The sequence below is a fragment of the Vibrio sp. 1F169 genome, from assembly GCF_041439605.1.
Taxonomy (GTDB): Bacteria; Pseudomonadota; Gammaproteobacteria; order Enterobacterales; family Vibrionaceae; genus Vibrio; species Vibrio tasmaniensis_A.
In genome coordinates, this window is the sequence record NZ_JBGOOI010000084.1 from 1 (window position 1) to 16,963 (window position 16,963).

The 16,963-nt window shown below is 42.8% G+C and carries 18 protein-coding genes and 1 pseudogene; 9 read left to right on the forward strand and 10 right to left on the reverse strand.

Translation table 11 applies throughout. The features are described 5' to 3' along the window. Positions 1-93 precede the first annotated feature (93 nt). From ACED53_RS20520 to rsuA, 3 genes are all read right to left on the reverse strand, one after another. A complete protein-coding gene (locus ACED53_RS20520) occupies positions 94-753 on the reverse strand; it encodes a DUF2913 family protein (protein WP_017101185.1) in 660 nt (219 codons plus the stop codon). Beyond that, a complete protein-coding gene (locus ACED53_RS20525) occupies positions 753-1,970 on the reverse strand; it encodes a Bcr/CflA family multidrug efflux MFS transporter (protein WP_017101184.1) in 1,218 nt (405 codons plus the stop codon). Before ACED53_RS20525 ends, ACED53_RS20520 begins: the two co-directional genes overlap by 1 nt. Positions 1,971-2,184: 214 nt before the next feature. After that, a complete protein-coding gene (gene rsuA / locus ACED53_RS20530) occupies positions 2,185-2,880 on the reverse strand; it encodes a 16S rRNA pseudouridine(516) synthase RsuA (RefSeq protein ID WP_009847085.1) in 696 nt (231 codons plus the stop codon). A 97-nt stretch (positions 2,881-2,977) separates the two neighbouring features. Between rsuA and ACED53_RS20535 the strand changes: the two genes are divergently transcribed. Continuing rightward, positions 2,978-4,717: a DEAD/DEAH box helicase gene (locus ACED53_RS20535; RefSeq protein WP_017101183.1), complete on the forward strand. Its 1,740-nt coding sequence runs from the start codon at positions 2,978-2,980 to the stop codon at positions 4,715-4,717. A 76-nt stretch (positions 4,718-4,793) separates the two neighbouring features. Here ACED53_RS20535 and ACED53_RS20540 read toward each other — a convergent pair whose 3' ends face one another. Further along, positions 4,794-7,175, reverse strand: a complete 2,382-nt coding sequence (locus tag ACED53_RS20540; RefSeq protein ID WP_017101182.1) for a GGDEF domain-containing phosphodiesterase — start codon at positions 7,173-7,175, stop codon at positions 4,794-4,796. Positions 7,176-7,462: 287 nt separating this feature from the next. Between ACED53_RS20540 and ACED53_RS20545 the strand changes: the two genes are divergently transcribed. The 3 genes from ACED53_RS20545 to ACED53_RS20555 all read left to right on the forward strand — a co-directional run bounded on the left by ACED53_RS20545 (position 7,463) and on the right by ACED53_RS20555 (position 9,994). Beyond that, the gene (locus tag ACED53_RS20545) at positions 7,463-7,861 is read left to right on the forward strand and encodes a PepSY domain-containing protein (RefSeq protein WP_009847088.1); all 399 of its coding nucleotides are present in this window, start codon (positions 7,463-7,465) and stop codon (positions 7,859-7,861) included. A 24-nt stretch (positions 7,862-7,885) separates the two neighbouring features. Continuing rightward, positions 7,886-8,545, forward strand: a complete 660-nt coding sequence (locus ACED53_RS20550; protein ID WP_017101181.1) for a response regulator transcription factor — start codon at positions 7,886-7,888, stop codon at positions 8,543-8,545. A gap of 102 nt (positions 8,546-8,647) precedes the next feature. Then, complete coding sequence (locus ACED53_RS20555; RefSeq protein ID WP_017101180.1) at positions 8,648-9,994, forward strand: ATP-binding protein; 1,347 nt, start codon at positions 8,648-8,650, stop codon at positions 9,992-9,994. A 95-nt stretch (positions 9,995-10,089) separates the two neighbouring features. Here the strand turns inward: ACED53_RS20555 and ACED53_RS20560 are convergent, their stop codons facing one another. The 3 genes from ACED53_RS20560 to ACED53_RS20570 all read right to left on the reverse strand — a co-directional run bounded on the left by ACED53_RS20560 (position 10,090) and on the right by ACED53_RS20570 (position 12,705). Beyond that, a complete protein-coding gene (locus ACED53_RS20560; protein ID WP_029222854.1) occupies positions 10,090-10,470 on the reverse strand; it encodes a VOC family protein in 381 nt (126 codons plus the stop codon). A 184-nt stretch (positions 10,471-10,654) separates the two neighbouring features. Continuing rightward, on the reverse strand, positions 10,655-11,962 hold the full coding sequence (locus tag ACED53_RS20565; protein WP_017101178.1) for an LssY C-terminal domain-containing protein: 1,308 nt from the start codon (positions 11,960-11,962) through the stop codon (positions 10,655-10,657). Between the two features lie 14 nt (positions 11,963-11,976). After that, positions 11,977-12,705: a glycosyltransferase gene (locus tag ACED53_RS20570; RefSeq protein WP_012604258.1), complete on the reverse strand. Its 729-nt coding sequence runs from the start codon at positions 12,703-12,705 to the stop codon at positions 11,977-11,979. A gap of 369 nt (positions 12,706-13,074) precedes the next feature. On the opposite strand from ACED53_RS20570, the gene rplY reads away from it, so the two are divergent. Next, positions 13,075-13,353, forward strand: a complete 279-nt coding sequence (rplY, locus tag ACED53_RS20575) for a 50S ribosomal protein L25 (protein ID WP_009847093.1) — start codon at positions 13,075-13,077, stop codon at positions 13,351-13,353. A gap of 462 nt (positions 13,354-13,815) precedes the next feature. Here the strand turns inward: rplY and ACED53_RS20580 are convergent, their stop codons facing one another. Together ACED53_RS20580 and ACED53_RS20585 are read right to left on the reverse strand one after the other, a co-directional pair. Further along, positions 13,816-14,142 carry a hypothetical protein gene (locus ACED53_RS20580; RefSeq protein ID WP_017101177.1) on the reverse strand — a complete coding sequence of 109 codons (327 nt, stop codon included), beginning with the start codon at positions 14,140-14,142 and terminating at the stop codon, positions 13,816-13,818. Positions 14,143-14,416: 274 nt separating this feature from the next. Further along, entirely contained in the window at positions 14,417-14,716 is a 300-nt protein-coding gene (locus ACED53_RS20585; protein ID WP_029225514.1) for a hypothetical protein, read from the reverse strand. 207 nt (positions 14,717-14,923) lie between these two features. Between ACED53_RS20585 and ACED53_RS20590 the strand changes: the two genes are divergently transcribed. From ACED53_RS20590 to ACED53_RS20600, 3 genes and pseudogenes are all read left to right on the forward strand, one after another. Further along, positions 14,924-15,145 (forward strand): hypothetical protein, encoded by a 222-nt coding sequence (locus ACED53_RS20590; RefSeq protein ID WP_009847096.1) that lies wholly within the window; start codon positions 14,924-14,926, stop codon positions 15,143-15,145. Further along, entirely contained in the window at positions 15,138-15,428 is a 291-nt protein-coding gene (locus tag ACED53_RS20595; protein WP_017101176.1) for a type II toxin-antitoxin system RelE/ParE family toxin, read from the forward strand. The genes ACED53_RS20590 and ACED53_RS20595 overlap by 8 nt, the downstream gene beginning before the upstream one ends. A gap of 103 nt (positions 15,429-15,531) precedes the next feature. Next, a pseudogene (locus ACED53_RS20600) lies at positions 15,532-15,627 on the forward strand (integrase); the annotation flags it as partial. A gap of 257 nt (positions 15,628-15,884) precedes the next feature. Here ACED53_RS20600 and ACED53_RS20605 read toward each other — a convergent pair. Beyond that, positions 15,885-16,241, reverse strand: a complete 357-nt coding sequence (locus tag ACED53_RS20605; protein WP_017101175.1) for a hypothetical protein — start codon at positions 16,239-16,241, stop codon at positions 15,885-15,887. A gap of 229 nt (positions 16,242-16,470) precedes the next feature. On the opposite strand from ACED53_RS20605, the gene ACED53_RS20610 reads away from it, so the two are divergent. Continuing rightward, positions 16,471-16,963, forward strand: a 493-nt coding sequence (locus ACED53_RS20610; protein ID WP_371715299.1) for a tyrosine-type recombinase/integrase, incomplete at its 3' end; no start/stop codon positions are given.

Consider the following 16,963-nt stretch of genomic DNA (forward strand, 5'->3'; position numbering starts at 1 on the left):
CACAACGGTATGCTAAGAACAAAAATGCCGTTCACTCTTAAGTGAACGGCATTAGTCATTTAGGCGGTCTTTATATTTTTAACTGTCACGAGATTAACCAATAACGCTAATTGGGATCTCAGCTAGCTGGTTGCCTTGGTTAGCAGGGTAAACGATGTATTCACCGTGATACTTCACCGCAGACTTATAGTCCGTCACTTTGTGAAGCATAAAGCCCGCTTCCATCGCTGCTTGAATGAACTCGGCGTGATTACCACGAACAAACCAGTTCATTGGCTTAACCATCAGCTCACCGTCGAAAGAGTCGTCACACTGTTTGCCACACAAAGCAAAAGAGTGCTCACCATCGGTGAAGAATTGAATCTTGCCGCCAGTCGTTAGCTCGTCTTCACTTGATACACTCCAACCCATCTCGTACATTTTGTCCATGAACGCTTCAACATCACTGTCTTTTAGCGCTTTAGGCTCTTCGCCTTCAGGGAAAAAACGTCCGTAAAACGCAGAAATACGTTTGAAGGTAAAAGTTAAATCAGAGTTATTGCCCTTTGAACGGCCCTGCTTCTGCCAACGCACCAAATCAGGCACAATCACGCGATCATAAGCTTGGGATTTAATCGCCTTCGTTACCCAACGAACTAGATAAAGGTTGTTCGCAATAGGCGCATCAATCGCTTTGCCTGCTTTGTGCAGAGCATAAAGCTCGCCTAATGCATCATTCACTAACTTCTGAATTTCAATATAGTATTTTGACATTATGCCTTCTTTCCTAATGTCCAATATAGTAATGCTGACATTACTGCACACGCAGCCATTACCATAGCCATAGACCCAGCACTGTCACTTGGCAGCATCGCAACGATAGCTCCAACGACAGAACCAGTACCAAATCTTAATGTTCCCGCAAGCGATGAAGCCGTGCCTGCCATGTTTGGATAACCACTGAGCAATAGACCCATTGAGTTACTGCCGATAGTAGAAATGGTGCCAATAAATAGCATCACAAACGGCACAATACCCCAAAGCCCGAGATCCAATAACCAACCGACAAGTAAACCTACGCCAGCCAGTAATTGGATGACCAGAGCTGCTCTCAGCATGGTATGAGAGCCAACCTTCTTAACAATTCGACCATTAATTGTCGTCATCAGAATCATCGCAACGATGTTCAGACCAAACAGGTAACCAAACAGGTCAGGACGTACTCCATAGACATCAATGTAGACAAAAGAGCCTGCGGTTAAGAATGCAAACATCCCAGAGAACGAGAACGCACCCGAGAAAATTAGGCCCATAGCGGTCGAGTTTTTACATAAACGAGCGTAATTGCGAATCGTCGTTTTAAAGCGCAATGGCTGACGATTTTCAACAGGCAGTGTTTCAGGGATCTTAATGATAACCGCAAGAATCACGATAACCGCAAAAATAGCCAACACCCAAAAGATTGAACGCCAGCCGAACCACAATGCCAAATAACCACCAATCATAGGGGCAATTAATGGCGCAACCGTCATCACTAAGGTAACGAACGACATGGTTCTTGCAAAATCTTCACGGTCGAACATATCACGCACAACCGCTTGGATAATGACCGCCGCCGCCGCACCTGCAAAACCTTGAGCGGTACGAACTAACGTTAACGCTTCAATGCCATGAGTGGTTGCACTCACGACAGACGCTATCGCAAAGAAGAGCACACCAATCAGTAGAACTGGCTTGCGACCATAACTGTCGGCTAACGGACCATGTAACAACTGACCTAAAGCGAAACCTGCGGTGTACGCGGTAAGTGTGATTTGCACTTCCCCTGCTGTCACACCAAGATCTTTGGCGATCGTTGGCATTGCAGGTAGGTACATATCGATGGCGAGTGGTGTTAAAGCACCAATAGCGCCCAAAACCAAAAATAGCATCCAACCTAACTGAGGCGTTTGTGGTTGTGAGCTTGGGGTCTGTGAGGTAGACGTTTGCATAACTCTCCGACTAAGTACTAAGTTCTATGTGAACACGAGCATGCACGCAGCAATATACGAATATACACGTAGCAATACACGAATACGCACAGTGATACACGAATATGCGCACACATACATGAACATATAGTAATAATGGCTGAAACTGTCCTAGTACCAGTCAAAATAATCAGCCGACGCTATCCTTGGTCGGCCACATCTACGGTAGAAAAGATTACTTCCAGATAGAGTCTACTTCTTCTTGTGTTAGGTAACGGTATTCACCCAACTCTAAAGACTCGTCCATCTCGATTTCACCAATACGTTCACGGTGCAGTGCTTCTACCTTGTTACCAAGTGCTGCAAACATGCGTTTTACTTGGTGGTATTTGCCTTCGTGAATCGTTAGCAACACTTCACGCTCTGCACGTACTTCAAGGTGTGCTGGAAGTGTTAGGCCGTCTTCGCTCTTAAGCTGGATGCCCTCTTTGAACTTTTCAACGTAATCGTCTTCAACAGGTTCAACCAACCACACTCGGTACATCTTCTCGCACTTGTGCTTTGGCGATGTGATACGGTGAGACCACTTACCGTCGTCTGTCATTAAGACAAGACCCGTTGTATCAACATCTAAACGACCTGCAAAGTGCAGCTTGTCCATTTTGATTTCATCGAGTAATTCAAACGCAGTGCGATTTGAACCATCTTCATGCGAACAAACAAAGCCTTCTGGCTTGTAAAGCATGATGTAACGCGGGCCGTGAACATTCAGTTCATTGCCTTGCCATTCCACAACGCACTCTTCAGTTACCTTAAGCGAGCCGCTTTTTTGAATGACATCATTTACTGTCACTGCTTTTGATTTTAATAAGTGTGTTGCTTCTCTTCGAGTGACGCCTAACGCATCGCACAGAAATTTATCTAAACGCATGAATACCTCAACTAATCTAAGTCGGGTATTATAGTCACCTTTGCTCAATTAGTTGAGCTATTTCACACTATTTGTTTTTCATTTTACAAGACACGATATGTATACACTCCGCCCGTACCAAGCTGACTCAGTAAAATCAGTGATTCATTACTTCAGAAAACACCAAACACCGGCTGTTCTTGTATTGCCTACAGGCGCAGGAAAAAGCCTGGTGATTGCAGAGTTAGCAAGGCTCGCTAAAGGTCGTGTTCTAGTGCTTGCGCACGTAAAAGAGCTCGTTGAGCAAAACCATGAAAAGTATGAAGGTTATGGGCTAAAAGGTTCAATTTTCTCTGCCGGTTTAGGGCGTAAAGAGACAGACCAACAAGTGGTGTTTGCTTCAGTTCAATCCGTAGTTCGCAACCTCGATTCATTCTCTAACCAATTTTCACTGTTGGTTATCGACGAATGCCACCGTGTTCCCGATGAAAAGACCAGTAGCTACCAAAAAGTGATCACTCACTTACGTGAAAATAATGCGGGTATAAAAGTGCTTGGATTGACCGCGACCCCTTATCGTCTTGGTATGGGGTGGCTTTACCAATATCACACGCGTGGCCAAGTGCGCTCTGAAGAGCCGAGATTTTTCAGAGACTGTATTTTCGAACTGCCGATTCGTTATTTGTTGGACGAAGGCTTTCTAACACCAGCACGCATGATCGATGCGCCAGTATTGAGTTATGACTTTTCACAGCTAAAACCTGCAAGTACAGGCCGCTACAAAGAAGCCGAACTCGATATGGTGATCGAGCAATCTAAACGTGCGACCCCACAAATTGTCGACCAGATCATTGAACTGGCCAAAGACAAGTTAGGGATCATGGTATTTGCAGCCACCGTTCGACACGCACAAGAGATCCTTGGTTTACTGCCCGAAGGTGAAGCTTCAATTGTAATCGGCGACACACCGACACTCGAACGTGACCAAATCATCAATGATTTCAAGGAACGTAAAATCAAGTTCTTGGTCAACGTGTCAGTATTAACCACAGGTTTTGATGCGCCCCATGTGGATTTAATCGCGATTTTGCGCCCAACAGAATCTATTAGCTTGTACCAACAAATCGTTGGCCGTGGCTTACGCCTATCTCCGGGTAAAAAAGAGTGTTTAGTGCTCGACTATGCGGGCAACAGTTACGACCTTTACCAACCAGAGGTCGGAGACCCAAAGCCTGACTCAGACAGTGAAATCATCACTATTCCCTGCCCTGCTTGCGGCTTCAATAATAACTTCTGGGGCAAGCTAGACAGCAACGGCTTCTTACTCGAACACTTTGGCCGTAAATGCCAAGGCTACTTTACCGATGAAGACACGGGCGAACGCGAGCACTGTAACTATCGTTTTCGTGCTAAGTATTGTGGTGAATGCGGCGCTGACAACGACATCGCCGCACGTATTTGTCATGAATGCGATGCTACCTTAGTTGACCCAGACAAGAAGCTTAAGGAGGCGTTAAACCTCAAAGATGCGTTGGTGTTTGAGTGTTTAGAAATGGACCTTAACGTTCTCAAGGACGAAAAAGGCAAGTCGCAGCTTAAGGTCACTTACCGTGGAGAAAACCAAGCACAAGTGCATGAGTTTTGGTCATTAACCACCAAGAAACAGAAACAGAACTTCAAAGACCAGTTTGTACGCCCTCACCTTGCAGACAGGCACCGCCCCTTCGAGGAATCTTCACCAACGAAAGTGGTCGCTCACCAACATCGATTTCGCCCACCTCAATTCGTCATTGCACGTAAAGTCGGGCGCTTTTGGAAAATGAGAGACAAGATATTCGAAGATGAACTGAAGCAATAGAATCCAAATAATCAACAGAATTAATAAAAGGAGTATCGACACTCCTTTTGTTCACATTCTAATGACCACACATGAGTTAACTTGTTAAACCACAAATTAGATTGCACTCAGCTTTTTCTGATTCCCGCGCCTCTTTTTCCATATTATCAAAAAGCTCAATGGCTAAAGTTGGCCTATGAATATAAAAGCCTTGAATAAAGTCAATGCCTAACGTTTCTAAAGTTCTTAACTCTTCAATTGTTTCAACACGTTCTGCAACCACTTTAGTTTGGCTCATTTCTGCCAACTCAACTAATGAGTGCACCATTTTTTTCTTAAAATCAGAACTGTTAATATTTTCAACAAGCGAACCATCAAGCTTGATCGTATCAAAACAGCCTTCAGATAAAATTGAATACGATGAATAACCTGAACCAAAATCATCTAAGGCAACTATTATCTGGTGGTGTTGTAGTCGCTCTACTATTTTTCGAAACTTCTCATCTGCACGATAAAAAACAAGCTCAGTCACTTCAACACATAAACGGGAACGGATATAAGGGGGTAGATGACATAAACGATCGATAACACTCATATCGAAAATGGTTTTAACTGAGAAGTTTAATGACAATTGAATAGTTGAATAATGCTCAAGTAAGCCAATTGCGTAAGTAAGCATACGAGAATCGAGCTCCTTCTCAAGCCCATGAGAGGCTACAACATCGAGCAATTCACCAGCAGAAACGATTTTTTCACGCCCTTCTTCGTCTTCCATTTTTAAACGACACAGTAGCTCATAGCTCGAAGCAACACCCTTTAAAGAATGAATTTTTTGAGCAAAGCAAAGCAACCTATCCGAGTTAAGTAATTCAACTGCTTCTACTCTAAGGTTCGGTAAGCTATAGAGCATGACCCCGTCTTGTTGCTGCCAGTCTTGGTACGACTCATTGTTGGACTTTGCTTTACGGCAACAGTATTCAGCTTTGTAAATACAGTCTTCGACAGATTCATTAGGACCACTGCGATAACGGCCAAAACTAAAGCTTAGAGCGTTTTCTGTTTCTTGGGTGAGGTTCTGTTCCAACAAATATTCTAGCAACTCCTTGGAAACCGACGTTTGGCAAATTAATACAAATTCATCGCCACCAACTCTATACGCCATCCCTACGCCTTGTGCGGCTATTTTTTTGAAGCGCATAGCTAAATTTATTATCATTCGATCACCTACATGGTGACCTTGACTATCATTGAGAAACTTCAATTGATTTGCATCAATGTAATAATAACAACGAGAACACTCAATGACCTTTTTATATTCTATAGATTTTCGATTATACAATCCTGTCATGAAATCTTTATCAGAGTTAGACAACAATTTCTTATAATCGCCCAAATTAATAACTCTTAATTCTCCAAGATCATAAACACATGCTAATACAAAAGAAGCATGAGACAAGTAGAATAACGCCTGTATTAAATAGTAATACTCAGGTATAAATGAAATAGTCATTGATGATTCAAGAACCACCACAGACATAATAAAACAGGAAAGATAGCTAATTATTATTTGAACTTTATTATTAACTTCTTTTGATATCAAACAAAATGCTATAACAACGGCTGCTAGGATAGAACTAATTAAAAATCCAACAATAACGTCAAAGTTTATATAAACTGAAAGGAACTGTAGAAACACAAATGAAGAACAAATCAGTAAGTGCTTAGTATTTATTCTATCGCAACTTGAAAAAACAAGCATTAAATACACACAAACTAAAGATAAAGAATAAGAAACGAACCAGTAGTCGCTTCTAAAAAAATTTATAACGTAGGTTCCTTTATCATCATACCCATCCCATAAAAACCCAAACTTGTAAATATAAAACATAGAGAACAGCACTATATAGCACGTCATAAATAGTGTTTTAGATCGCTTTATCGGCCAAGCAAAATAAACATAAACTAACGATATTGCGCTCGCCAATATAAATAGCGAGAGAATCACGCCATATTTCATGACAAGTGATTGCTTTAATTGATGCTCTTTCGAAAATAACGCACTGGCATTTACAGTCTTACCCCTAGGGAATTTCACTAAAACATGACTGTATTCAAAATTTTTGTTCAGCCGTAGCGAGCGATAATACTCAAACAAAAAATTGCCAACAACTTTGCCGTCTTGATCAACAAAAAACAGCTCGCCGGTCCGGGATGAAAGAGATTTCCAAACTAGATGTTCATATGATTGGTTGTCTGAAGGTAGTGCAAGCTTAAGCCAACACGACTGATTAGGTTCAGGAATACAAGTAACAATTGAGCTCCAGCCTTCTTCCTTATATAGGATGGCATCAACCGAAGAATCACTCACTACCATGCCATATTCGAAATCACTGATTTGCTTGAAATCTAACTCATTAGCATGGCTAGTGAACGTTATCAGCACTGAAAAAAACAACATAACTAGCACTGTAAATGGCACTCTAAAATCCTTATTAAATCAAATATCGCGCGGCAAAGAGCCCCATAAGTCCATATACTTGCGAGTTTACCATGTTAATTATTTGTAATTTGTAAGGGAATGTAATAACGTCAACGCATGACTATTGAGCAAATGAATCAACATGAATATCAGGTTGGTTAATTGCACGTTGATACAACACTTTACATTGCTAAAATGATAAAGCGTCTCTCGTATTCACATTCATACTCCATTCATTTTTATTGTATTAAACTGTCGTTACTTGCTTCTTTTACTAAGGCCACTGCATGCAAAAACCAAGCGCTATACTCATCTGTATCGCTGTAGCTATAGGCTCGACATCAAGCTTTGCACAAGATGATCACCATAACGGTCATGATCTTGTACAAGATGTTCATAAAGCGGGAACCCGTATCGAATTTGAAGAAGATCAAGACGAAGTCTATGAAGCGGTGCAAGAGGGCTACATTCGCCCTTTCTCAGAAATGTATGCTGCGGTTGAAAATGATCTTCATGGCCGAATCATTAAAGTAGAACTAGAAGAAGACGATGATATTTGGGTGTATGAGCTAAAAATAAATTTCCAAAACAATATCATTAAAGTGGAATACAACGCTGAAACGTTAGAAATGCTGATGATTAAAGGTCGCAACTTTAAAGAAGCGATCAAAAACTCCCACGAATAATAAATAACAATAAAAGAGTGATACATGAAAATTTTAGTCGTTGAAGACGAACCTCGTTTAGGCCAACAAATTCTAGACACCCTTGAGGGAGCCGATTGGGTTCCAGAGCTTTCTCAAGACGGTATCGACGCACTCTACCGTGCAACATCGGAAGAGTGGGATGCCATCGTTCTCGATTTAGGGCTACCTAAGCTTGACGGCCTAACCGTATTAAAAGGTATTCGAGACGAAAACATTAACACGCCAGTGATTATCCTAAGTGCGCGCGACACGCTTACTCAGCGTGTAGAAGGCTTGAATGCAGGTGCTGATGACTACCTAACTAAGCCATTTGAAATGGTCGAGCTGATTGCCCGCATTCGTGCTCAGCTGCGCCGAGCGTCAGGCAGTGCTGCTCCTATACTTCAAATTGGTGATCTAAGCCTAGACACACGCAGCTCTAAAGTATTGTGGCAAGGCCAAGCAGTTAGCCTCACGGCGCTTGAATATAAAGTGGTCGCTTATTTCATGCATAACCAAAACAAAGTTATCTCGCGCACTGAGTTGGTTGAACACATCTACAAGCAAGATTTTGACCGCGATTCAAACACGGTTGAAGTGTTCATTGGTCGTATTCGTAAGAAAATCGCACCTAAAATCATCAAAACCGTTCGCGGGCTTGGCTACCAACTGAATGCTGAATAATGCTGTATTTAATTAAGCTAAGAGCAATCTCCAATTAGTGGGCAGCCTGTGCTGATCGTTGTTGTTCTCATAGCAAGATGAGTAAAGACAGGCTGGTAACGTATGAATCTAAAAAAACGAACACTTAAAAACGTCAGTCTAAAAAGCCGCTTGCTTCTTGCCGCGGCTTTTTGGCTAGGTGCGATGATATTAGCGGCAGGTGTCGGAATTCCGAAACTGGTGAATGACTACCTCGTCGATGACATGAAGCAGCAGCTTGCTTTAACCATGGATGAGTTAACCGCCAATATCGAAACCAATGACAGTGGTAACCTAATCATGGCAGAGCGTCTGTCTGATCCTAGGTTCAACCAACCCTACAGTGGTATTTATTGGCGCGCCGCTACCCAAGATCAGATTATTCGATCTCGCTCGCTATGGGATAAAGACCTCACCATCAAGCGTTCGCCGATTCACACATCAGTCAAAGGGCCAGAGAAAGAAAAGCTGATTTACATCGAGCAGGATATCTATCTGCCTGAACTGAATGACCCTGTCACGATCACCATTGGTATCGATGAAGACCCACTAGAATCCACACTGACTGAACTTACTGGTCAGGTCTGGTTGATTCTGATGCTACTGTTTGTGGGCGTGCTGATGTTGATTGGTATTCAAGTCAGTTGGTCGCTATTGCCACTCAGTAAGATGCAACGTGAACTGGTGATGTTGAGAAACGGCGAGCAACAAGGGTTAAGTGATAACTACCCGAAAGAGGTTTCTCCATTAGTTTCTGATCTCAATGCCCTACTCTTCCACTATCAAGAGTTATTGGAGCGAGCTCGTAACCACGCTGGAAACCTATCTCACGCGTTGAAAACACCGCTGTCGGTTTTGAAAAATGAGATAGAGCGACTTCCAGACGATGACAAAACATTGTTACAGCAACCCATTCATCAGATTCAGAACCAAATAGATTATCATCTTGGCCGTGCGCGCATGGCTGGTGCAATGAACATTCTATCGGTGAAATCTTCCCCTTGTGAGCGTGTTGAAGCTATCTCAATGGCGTTTGATAAAGTGTATGCCGCCAACGAAGTCACCATGATTAACGAGCTAGACTCTGAGATTGAAGTAGCGGTCGAAAAAACCGATCTTGATGAAATGGTCGGCAACCTACTCGAGAACAGTTACAAATGGGCGAGCAGCATTATCCGAGTTCATTCGAATGAACTCGATGATGGCAACATTGAATTGGTGATTGAAGATGATGGCCAAGGCATTCCTGAAGAGAAGCTTGAGCAAGTGACCAAACGAGGTGTTCGACTTGATGAAACCACACCAGGAACAGGCTTGGGGCTTAACATCGTGAATGAAATGGCGCACAGCTACCGAGGCAGCCTAACGCTCAGCAAGAGCTCTATGGGCGGCTTAAAAGCTTCTCTGGTGTTTAAACTAAGCAAAGGCTAACCACGTTCAGTAAAAGTTAAACGCAATAAGCCCTAGCGCAACGCTAGGGCTTAACTTTATTCTGGTTTAACAAAGCTTTTCTCACTTCAATATGATTAGCTCATCGAGTGAAGCCCAATCATATTGCCTTCCGTGTCACTCACTACACTGATAAAACCATGCTCACCAATGTCCATTTTGGGTACTTGTAGCGCGCCACCGTTGGCCGCTGCCAAACTTGCTTCTGTGGCACAATCCTCACAAGAGAAGTAAACCATGGTGCTGTTGCCTCCCGCTTTTACACCAGACATCTTACATATAGCTCCAGTGGCTCCATAGTTCCCCATATCGCAAGGAAATACCCACATCTCAACTTCGATTCCGGTTTCATTGTCTAACTTGTCCAGCGTCACTTTAAATACTGATTCATAAAAAATTTTTGCTCTCGACATGTCATCAACATATATTTCAAACCAACCAATCGGATTCATTTGCATAACGTTATCCTCAGTTTTCGCTGCTTGTTCGCCCTTAATCAGCATAGTCAAAGTTGAACAATTTATAGTTGAGGAGTTACATGAGAGCAGGTAAGTTTCTTTAAATATAGTCCAGTAGAAATCACAAAGCCTTGTTTGAAGGAGGTCCAAACAAGGCGCAAGTTAGTCGCTCTTATATATCGCTCTATATCTCATTCACAGCGACATCTAGAGTTTTCAAATTATCGTTATGAGTTGCGACTCCGATCATCAAGATCTTACCGTCGGTATAATAGTCATGATCTTCATTCATTACTTCCACCGTTGCTAATGGGTACTTGTCTAGCTCAATATCTGGTAATGACGTTCGTATCTGATTAGCAAGCCTATCTCGCTCTTCATCAACATTAGGGTCAATGTTATGCAGTATGGTCACAATGCCTGAGTAAGGGGTGACTTTAAGGCCATCGTCATAGCTAATTGCACCTAACCACTGAGGCTGGTTAGTTTGAACATCAACACCAGCGCGCCACCAGCGAATGTGGCTGCGCTTCATCAAATTACCCGGCAACTGAAACGCCATATCTTGTGGCTTGTCTCGCCAATACAAATCGGACACTGGCGGAGTTTTGTCTCTAAGCAATGCGAGATAGCCAGCCCATTCAATCTCATTTCGAGAAAAAGTTTGATTCTCTATCCAGCCCAATTGTTTCATTAAGTCTCTTGGGGTTGCTCCAACATATAGTACGTTGATAGCTTGTGCCGAGTAGAATGAAGATTTGCCTGGGAACGCTTTATAGGTCACCGAATTCCAGTCGACGTTGTCAATTTGAGCCGTCTCTGGTTGATTCTGAAAATCGTCCGCTTTCCAGAAAAAGTGAGCGTAGTTCGCAAACAATACCCACGCCAACAACAGCGCACTCGACTTAAGTACCAAGCGTCGCCACTTCATCCGATAGCCAATAATGGTGAAAACCAATACCGTGAACACACCGGCGATCAAGCTATTATGCTCAGAGATAAATATCTTGAGGCTATTAAGCCACGGGAAGTTTTCAACACCGTGCGCCAGTAACATGCCCCAAGCAATGAACTGTCCACCACCAAGAGCCAAGCCGAACAACGCCAACACACTAAAATTACGCCACGGCACTCGATGTGAGCCCGCTATAAATGGCACAACCCAAGCGATAGGCCCTAATAAGCGAGCAAAAAGAATGATGTATGTGCCTTTGCGAGCAATTAGGTAACGGCAGCGCGCAATTAATCGTTTGGTTTTAGGACGAAACTTAATGAGCCTTCGCTGTGCTTTCGCACCGTATTTATAGCCAATAAAATAACTGAGTTGGTCACCAAGCAAACCGCCTAGCATCACCAAAACCAACGCCATCCATGCACCTGAATACAGTTGAAAGCCCGCTGCGATAAAGAAGGGCTCTCCCGGTACAAATAGGTTTGGGCCAATGAGAGCATCACCCAACGCCCCCAGAAACAGCCCTAGTCCATCAAACATAACAACCTCAGTGCTTACTGTTCTTTATAATGACCGAACTTGTAGTTCATCTCGTTGTTACGCATTTCGCCTTTAAAAAAGCGTCTTACATTGGCTTTAAGGTAAGTAGACCCTGTCTTTACAACACCATCTTGGTTTAAACGACGTGGGTCAAAACCAAAGGTCATATTCAGGAATCTAAATCGCCATGTTTTGCTCGCACGTTTTACATAGTCACAGTCTTCACACAGTACGATCTCTTCATCGAAACCGCCGATTTCATCATGCGCTCGTTTAGTCGAGAAAATACAGGCGCCAATCGCCGTCGGGAAAAAGAACTGGGTAGTAAATAAGCCTGCGTTAAATAGCCCGTAACCAAACTTGTGTACAAGCGGCAGACCTTTCGAGCTCATGTACACACCCGCCACTTCAAGCTTCTTCTCCTCTAGTTCATAAAGCGCTTTCGCAAGGAAGTTTCGGGGCAAACTCACGTCGGCATCTAAGAAAAGGATTCGGTTGTACTGCGCTAATGAAGCGCCTGTGTTTCTGCCAAGGCTCACACCGCGATTTTCCATATGATGAACCGTTAACTTTGGCAACGCGCTTTCATAAGCTTGTGCCACCCCTCTTGTGTTGTCTTCACTGTTCGAGTCGACAACAATCACTTCAAATTCTTGATGGGTTTGCACACTCAACTCTTCCATTAAGCGGCTGATGCGTTTCTCTTCGTTTAGCGTAATTACGACAATGCTTACCGGTTCCATATTTTCACCTATTCATTCTGCTGTTTAATTAACACTAAGATTAACCAACCAAGCCTTAACCAAGTCTTAGGCAAACATTCATTTTCCGTTCATTAACTTGATGATGTAGCAACGCTATAATTAGATAAGATAGGCAATGTAAAAGACGATAAAATGGGGTAAATAAGCGCTAGTGAACGTTTTATCTCCAAACGAATCATTTATCGAAGGAAATTCACTTTGAGATGGGCTTCTGACTTGCTCAGATTTGAATGTGATGTTAGTATCCGCGCTCGCTTAAGCATGAACTCGTTTATGCCTAAGCTTTACCACATACTCAAGGTCGCATTGAGGTGTGAAGTTAATTTTTACTAATTTGAGAGTAAAACTATGAAATTTGAAGCAGTAGTACGTACTGAACTAGGTAAAGGTGCGAGCCGCCGCCTACGTCACGCTGGTAAATTCCCAGCTGTAATCTACGGTGGCGAAGCAGCAGCTGTAGCTATCGAACTTGTTCACGCTGACGTGATCAACCAAATGGATAAGCCTGAATTCTACGAAACAATCACTCTAGTGATTGACGGCGCAGAAGTTAAGGTTAAGCCGCAAGACGTTCAACGTCACGCGTTCAAGCCTAAAGTTGAGCACATGGACTTCATCCGTATCTAATTCCCTACCAAGGAATAAGATTGGATTAATCCAGCCTTCTGCATAGAAAAGATAATCGATCTTACCAGTCGAGAAATCTAGAAATTCGAAACCCCGATGCTACCAACATCGGGGTTTCACCGTTTCTGAGCCCTCAAAAACGCCTCAAATCTCGCGCAATACACTGAAAATAATCAACTTTTCCTCTCCCCACTTTATCCCAGCCTTGCTTGGGTGGATTAAGGGTGGACGAAAGGTGGACTTATACAGTAGTTTTTCTAACACAAAGACTAGACCGCTTTTTCGCTAGGCTCCGCACACTCACTTTTCAAAACATAACACTGAGCCTCCCTGGCCAAAAGTCATGGATTCGGATACCGAATTAGCGAATAAAGAGGAGTAATATTAGGATGGTTGTAGCAGTTTATCTTGGAAGGTTATCGTACATTTACTGGGTCAAGCGGCCTGATTGCCCGACTTTCCTTAGGCTCTTCTTTCTAGAGTGTTCGTAATGTCTTTTTTGAGCTCCTCTGAAAGGCGTTCGAATTGTTTTGGTACAACCAAACCTTCCTCGCACATTTGCATGAGTTGGATAAATGCTCGGCTTCGAGAATGGCCATCAAAAATAAGCTTCATTTGCTTTTGAGATTCTTTGGAGTACTCGCACATAAAGTGAAACCTTTCCCCTACAGATTCTGATTCATCAGTAATCGCTTTGATGGCTTCATCTAGCTGACGAGTACAAAACAGTTGCGCAGCTTCTCTCTTTATCTCGCAAAAGATTTTCCAATCAGACTCTTTGATATTCACACAGACCTCCACAAAGTGTTACTTCTTAGGGTAGAACATTACTGCTTATAAACGACGTAAGCGACACGATTACCCAATAGTAAACAGAGCGCTGTTAACACGAAATCTATTCTTTCATTTGAGTGCAAAGGTTAGCTCTGAGTGTTCAATAGCTGTAACTAGTAGCCGACTTCCAATACCCTTGTTCTGGTAATTTCGATTTCACTTGATGCTAAGAAATACAGGTATAAAATTTGGCCAGAGGTACATATAAGAATCAGCCTTAAACGATTTATTATGTGCGTTTCTGAAGATTAGCGACATGATGCTTATACTTCTTCTCACGCCAAAACCATATTGCATAACTTAACGGGATAGCACCAATCGAGCTCCAGAAACCACTCATTAATACATCGGTAGTTTGTATCCACCCCCAAGCTGTTTCTGACATAAACAACGGCTCAATACTTTGACCTACCATCACGCCTAAGATTGCTGGAAATGATGTACGAGCAGTAAATCTGAGACTTCCTTTTTTCCTCTCTAGCTTCCACTTGGAAAATTCGACATCTGGATCTTTCACTATCTCCTCCATAAGATATTCTGCCTAAAGCACATAATGCCTAATTGAGTCGCTGACAACACTACCTAAACACTCAAACCTACGACCGAAATCACTGAAACTAATCCAAGTAGAAAATTACAAGCGTAACAGTCTGCTTAAATGCTTGTCATGGCGCAATTTGCAACACCTGTGGCGATTTACTACAATATAAATACAAACTAAATTAGGTGACATATTATGGCTACTGCAAGTGTACGTATTGACCAAGATCTTTTTGATAAGGCTGCGATAATGGCTAAAGCACTGAACCGCACTACACCAAAACAAATTGAGCACTGGGCTAAAATCGGGAAAATGATGGAAGACAACCCCGATCTACCTTATGAGTTCGTAAAGCAAGCAGTCATAGCAAAAGCTGAGAAGGAAGCAGGTAAATTAGAGGCTTACTCTTTTGACTAAGATTACCAACATTCTTCAGACACCTACTTTTAAGAAGGCGGTCAAGAAATTACACAAGAACCAAAAAACGGATCTAGATAATGCTATTCGAGCCCTTATGGAAGATCCGAATCTTGGTGAGCAGAAGAAAGGTGACCTGTTTTTCTTGAGAGTGCATAAATTTAAGATGGTTAAGCAATTAACATTGCTCGGTTATAGCTATGAAGATGGTACTGTAACTCTCGAACTAATAGCTCTCGGCTCGCACGAAAACTTTTATCGAGATATGAAGAAAATATATTGATTCAATGTGATCGAAAATATCCTTGCCCGCCTGAGCCATACTCGTTTGTTGAACGAAGCCGCTACGCGGCAGAGTAAAACAGCTACCATCCATACTTTTGTAACGCTATAACTCTCCTTATGAACAACACCTTACTAACCTTAAACTGCAAGGTAAACGACCTGCAACTATTGATGCCTATTCTCGTGCGGTTCGTCGAAAGGCATTTGATAATAAGGAGAATGGCATCAACCAAAATAGAGGAGGTGTAACGACGAAAGAAACGAAAAATAGCTAACTGGTTAATAAGATTGCTATCGCAACCTTATCTTGGCCTCGCTCGCCTTGAGGAAAAACCTAAAAGCGATGTGCCCTTCAAACTAAATTACACAATTTACTTAATAATGTGGCTTCGGGCTTGTTCAACACTTGGGATTTAGTGTTGACTACGCAACACCTTAATCCTTATTAGTTAGCTTAAATTTCAACGAATTGTGCATACGGGCAAACACTCACAAGTTCACTTTTAACACCTTTAATTAAGTGCTCTGGAACCCAAAAGTCCAAAGCTCCATCGGATTCATTAAACAGAGTTACGCACGTCCCTCCAATCGGGTCTTTCACAAACTGAATACGGACAATGCTAGTAGTACATATCGTGCTGCCTTTTAAGCTAAGGAATCGTTCCACAGCCAGCTTGCGGATCGTTATTTGATTATCCTCAACCTTGATGATTGCTTTGAGCTTTGAAGTTTTCAATTCGAACAAACCAAACAAGGCAGGAAACACAAATGTTGCGCATAAAACGACAATGATTATTGAAATAATATCCATAGCTTCACGTCCCTTTAAGCTAACGCCTGCATAACACGTTTGCTACGATACAGACCTAGCTGAATTTTAACGCCTTAATCACTGAAACTAAAGGCAAACTGACAACGCCGAGTGTAGCAAATCGTGTTGATGCATTTGTTGAACGAAGCCGCTGCGCGGCAGAGTAAAGCGAGTGCAAGCCATACTCTTGTCACACCATCATTTGGATGGTCGTTGACAGGAGTAACTTATGAATCCCACCGACTTAAAACGCTACAACGCCCTTTATGAACAACACCTTACCAACCTAAAGCTGCAAGGTAAACGACCCGCGACCATTGATGCCTATTCTCGTGCAGTTCGTCGGATCACCGCTCATTTCGATCGCGTCCCTGACACATTAACCACGGCCGATCTCAAACAGTTCTTCGCGTCTCTTATCCAAACCCACTCGTGGAGCACCATTAAACTCGATCGTAATGGCTTGCAGTTTTTCTATCGCTACACACTGGGTAAACAGTGGGAGTGGCTCAATATCGTGAAGCCGCCACAAGTGAAACGACTGCCCGACATACTCACACCGCAACAAGTCAGCTCACTGATTAACCACACGCGACAAGCCCGTTATCAAGTCTTCTTCTTAACTCTTTACAGCATGGGATTACGCCTTGGTGAAGGGCTCAATCTCACGGTTCACGATATCGACAGCCAAACGATGCGGGTTCACATACGCGAAGGAAAAG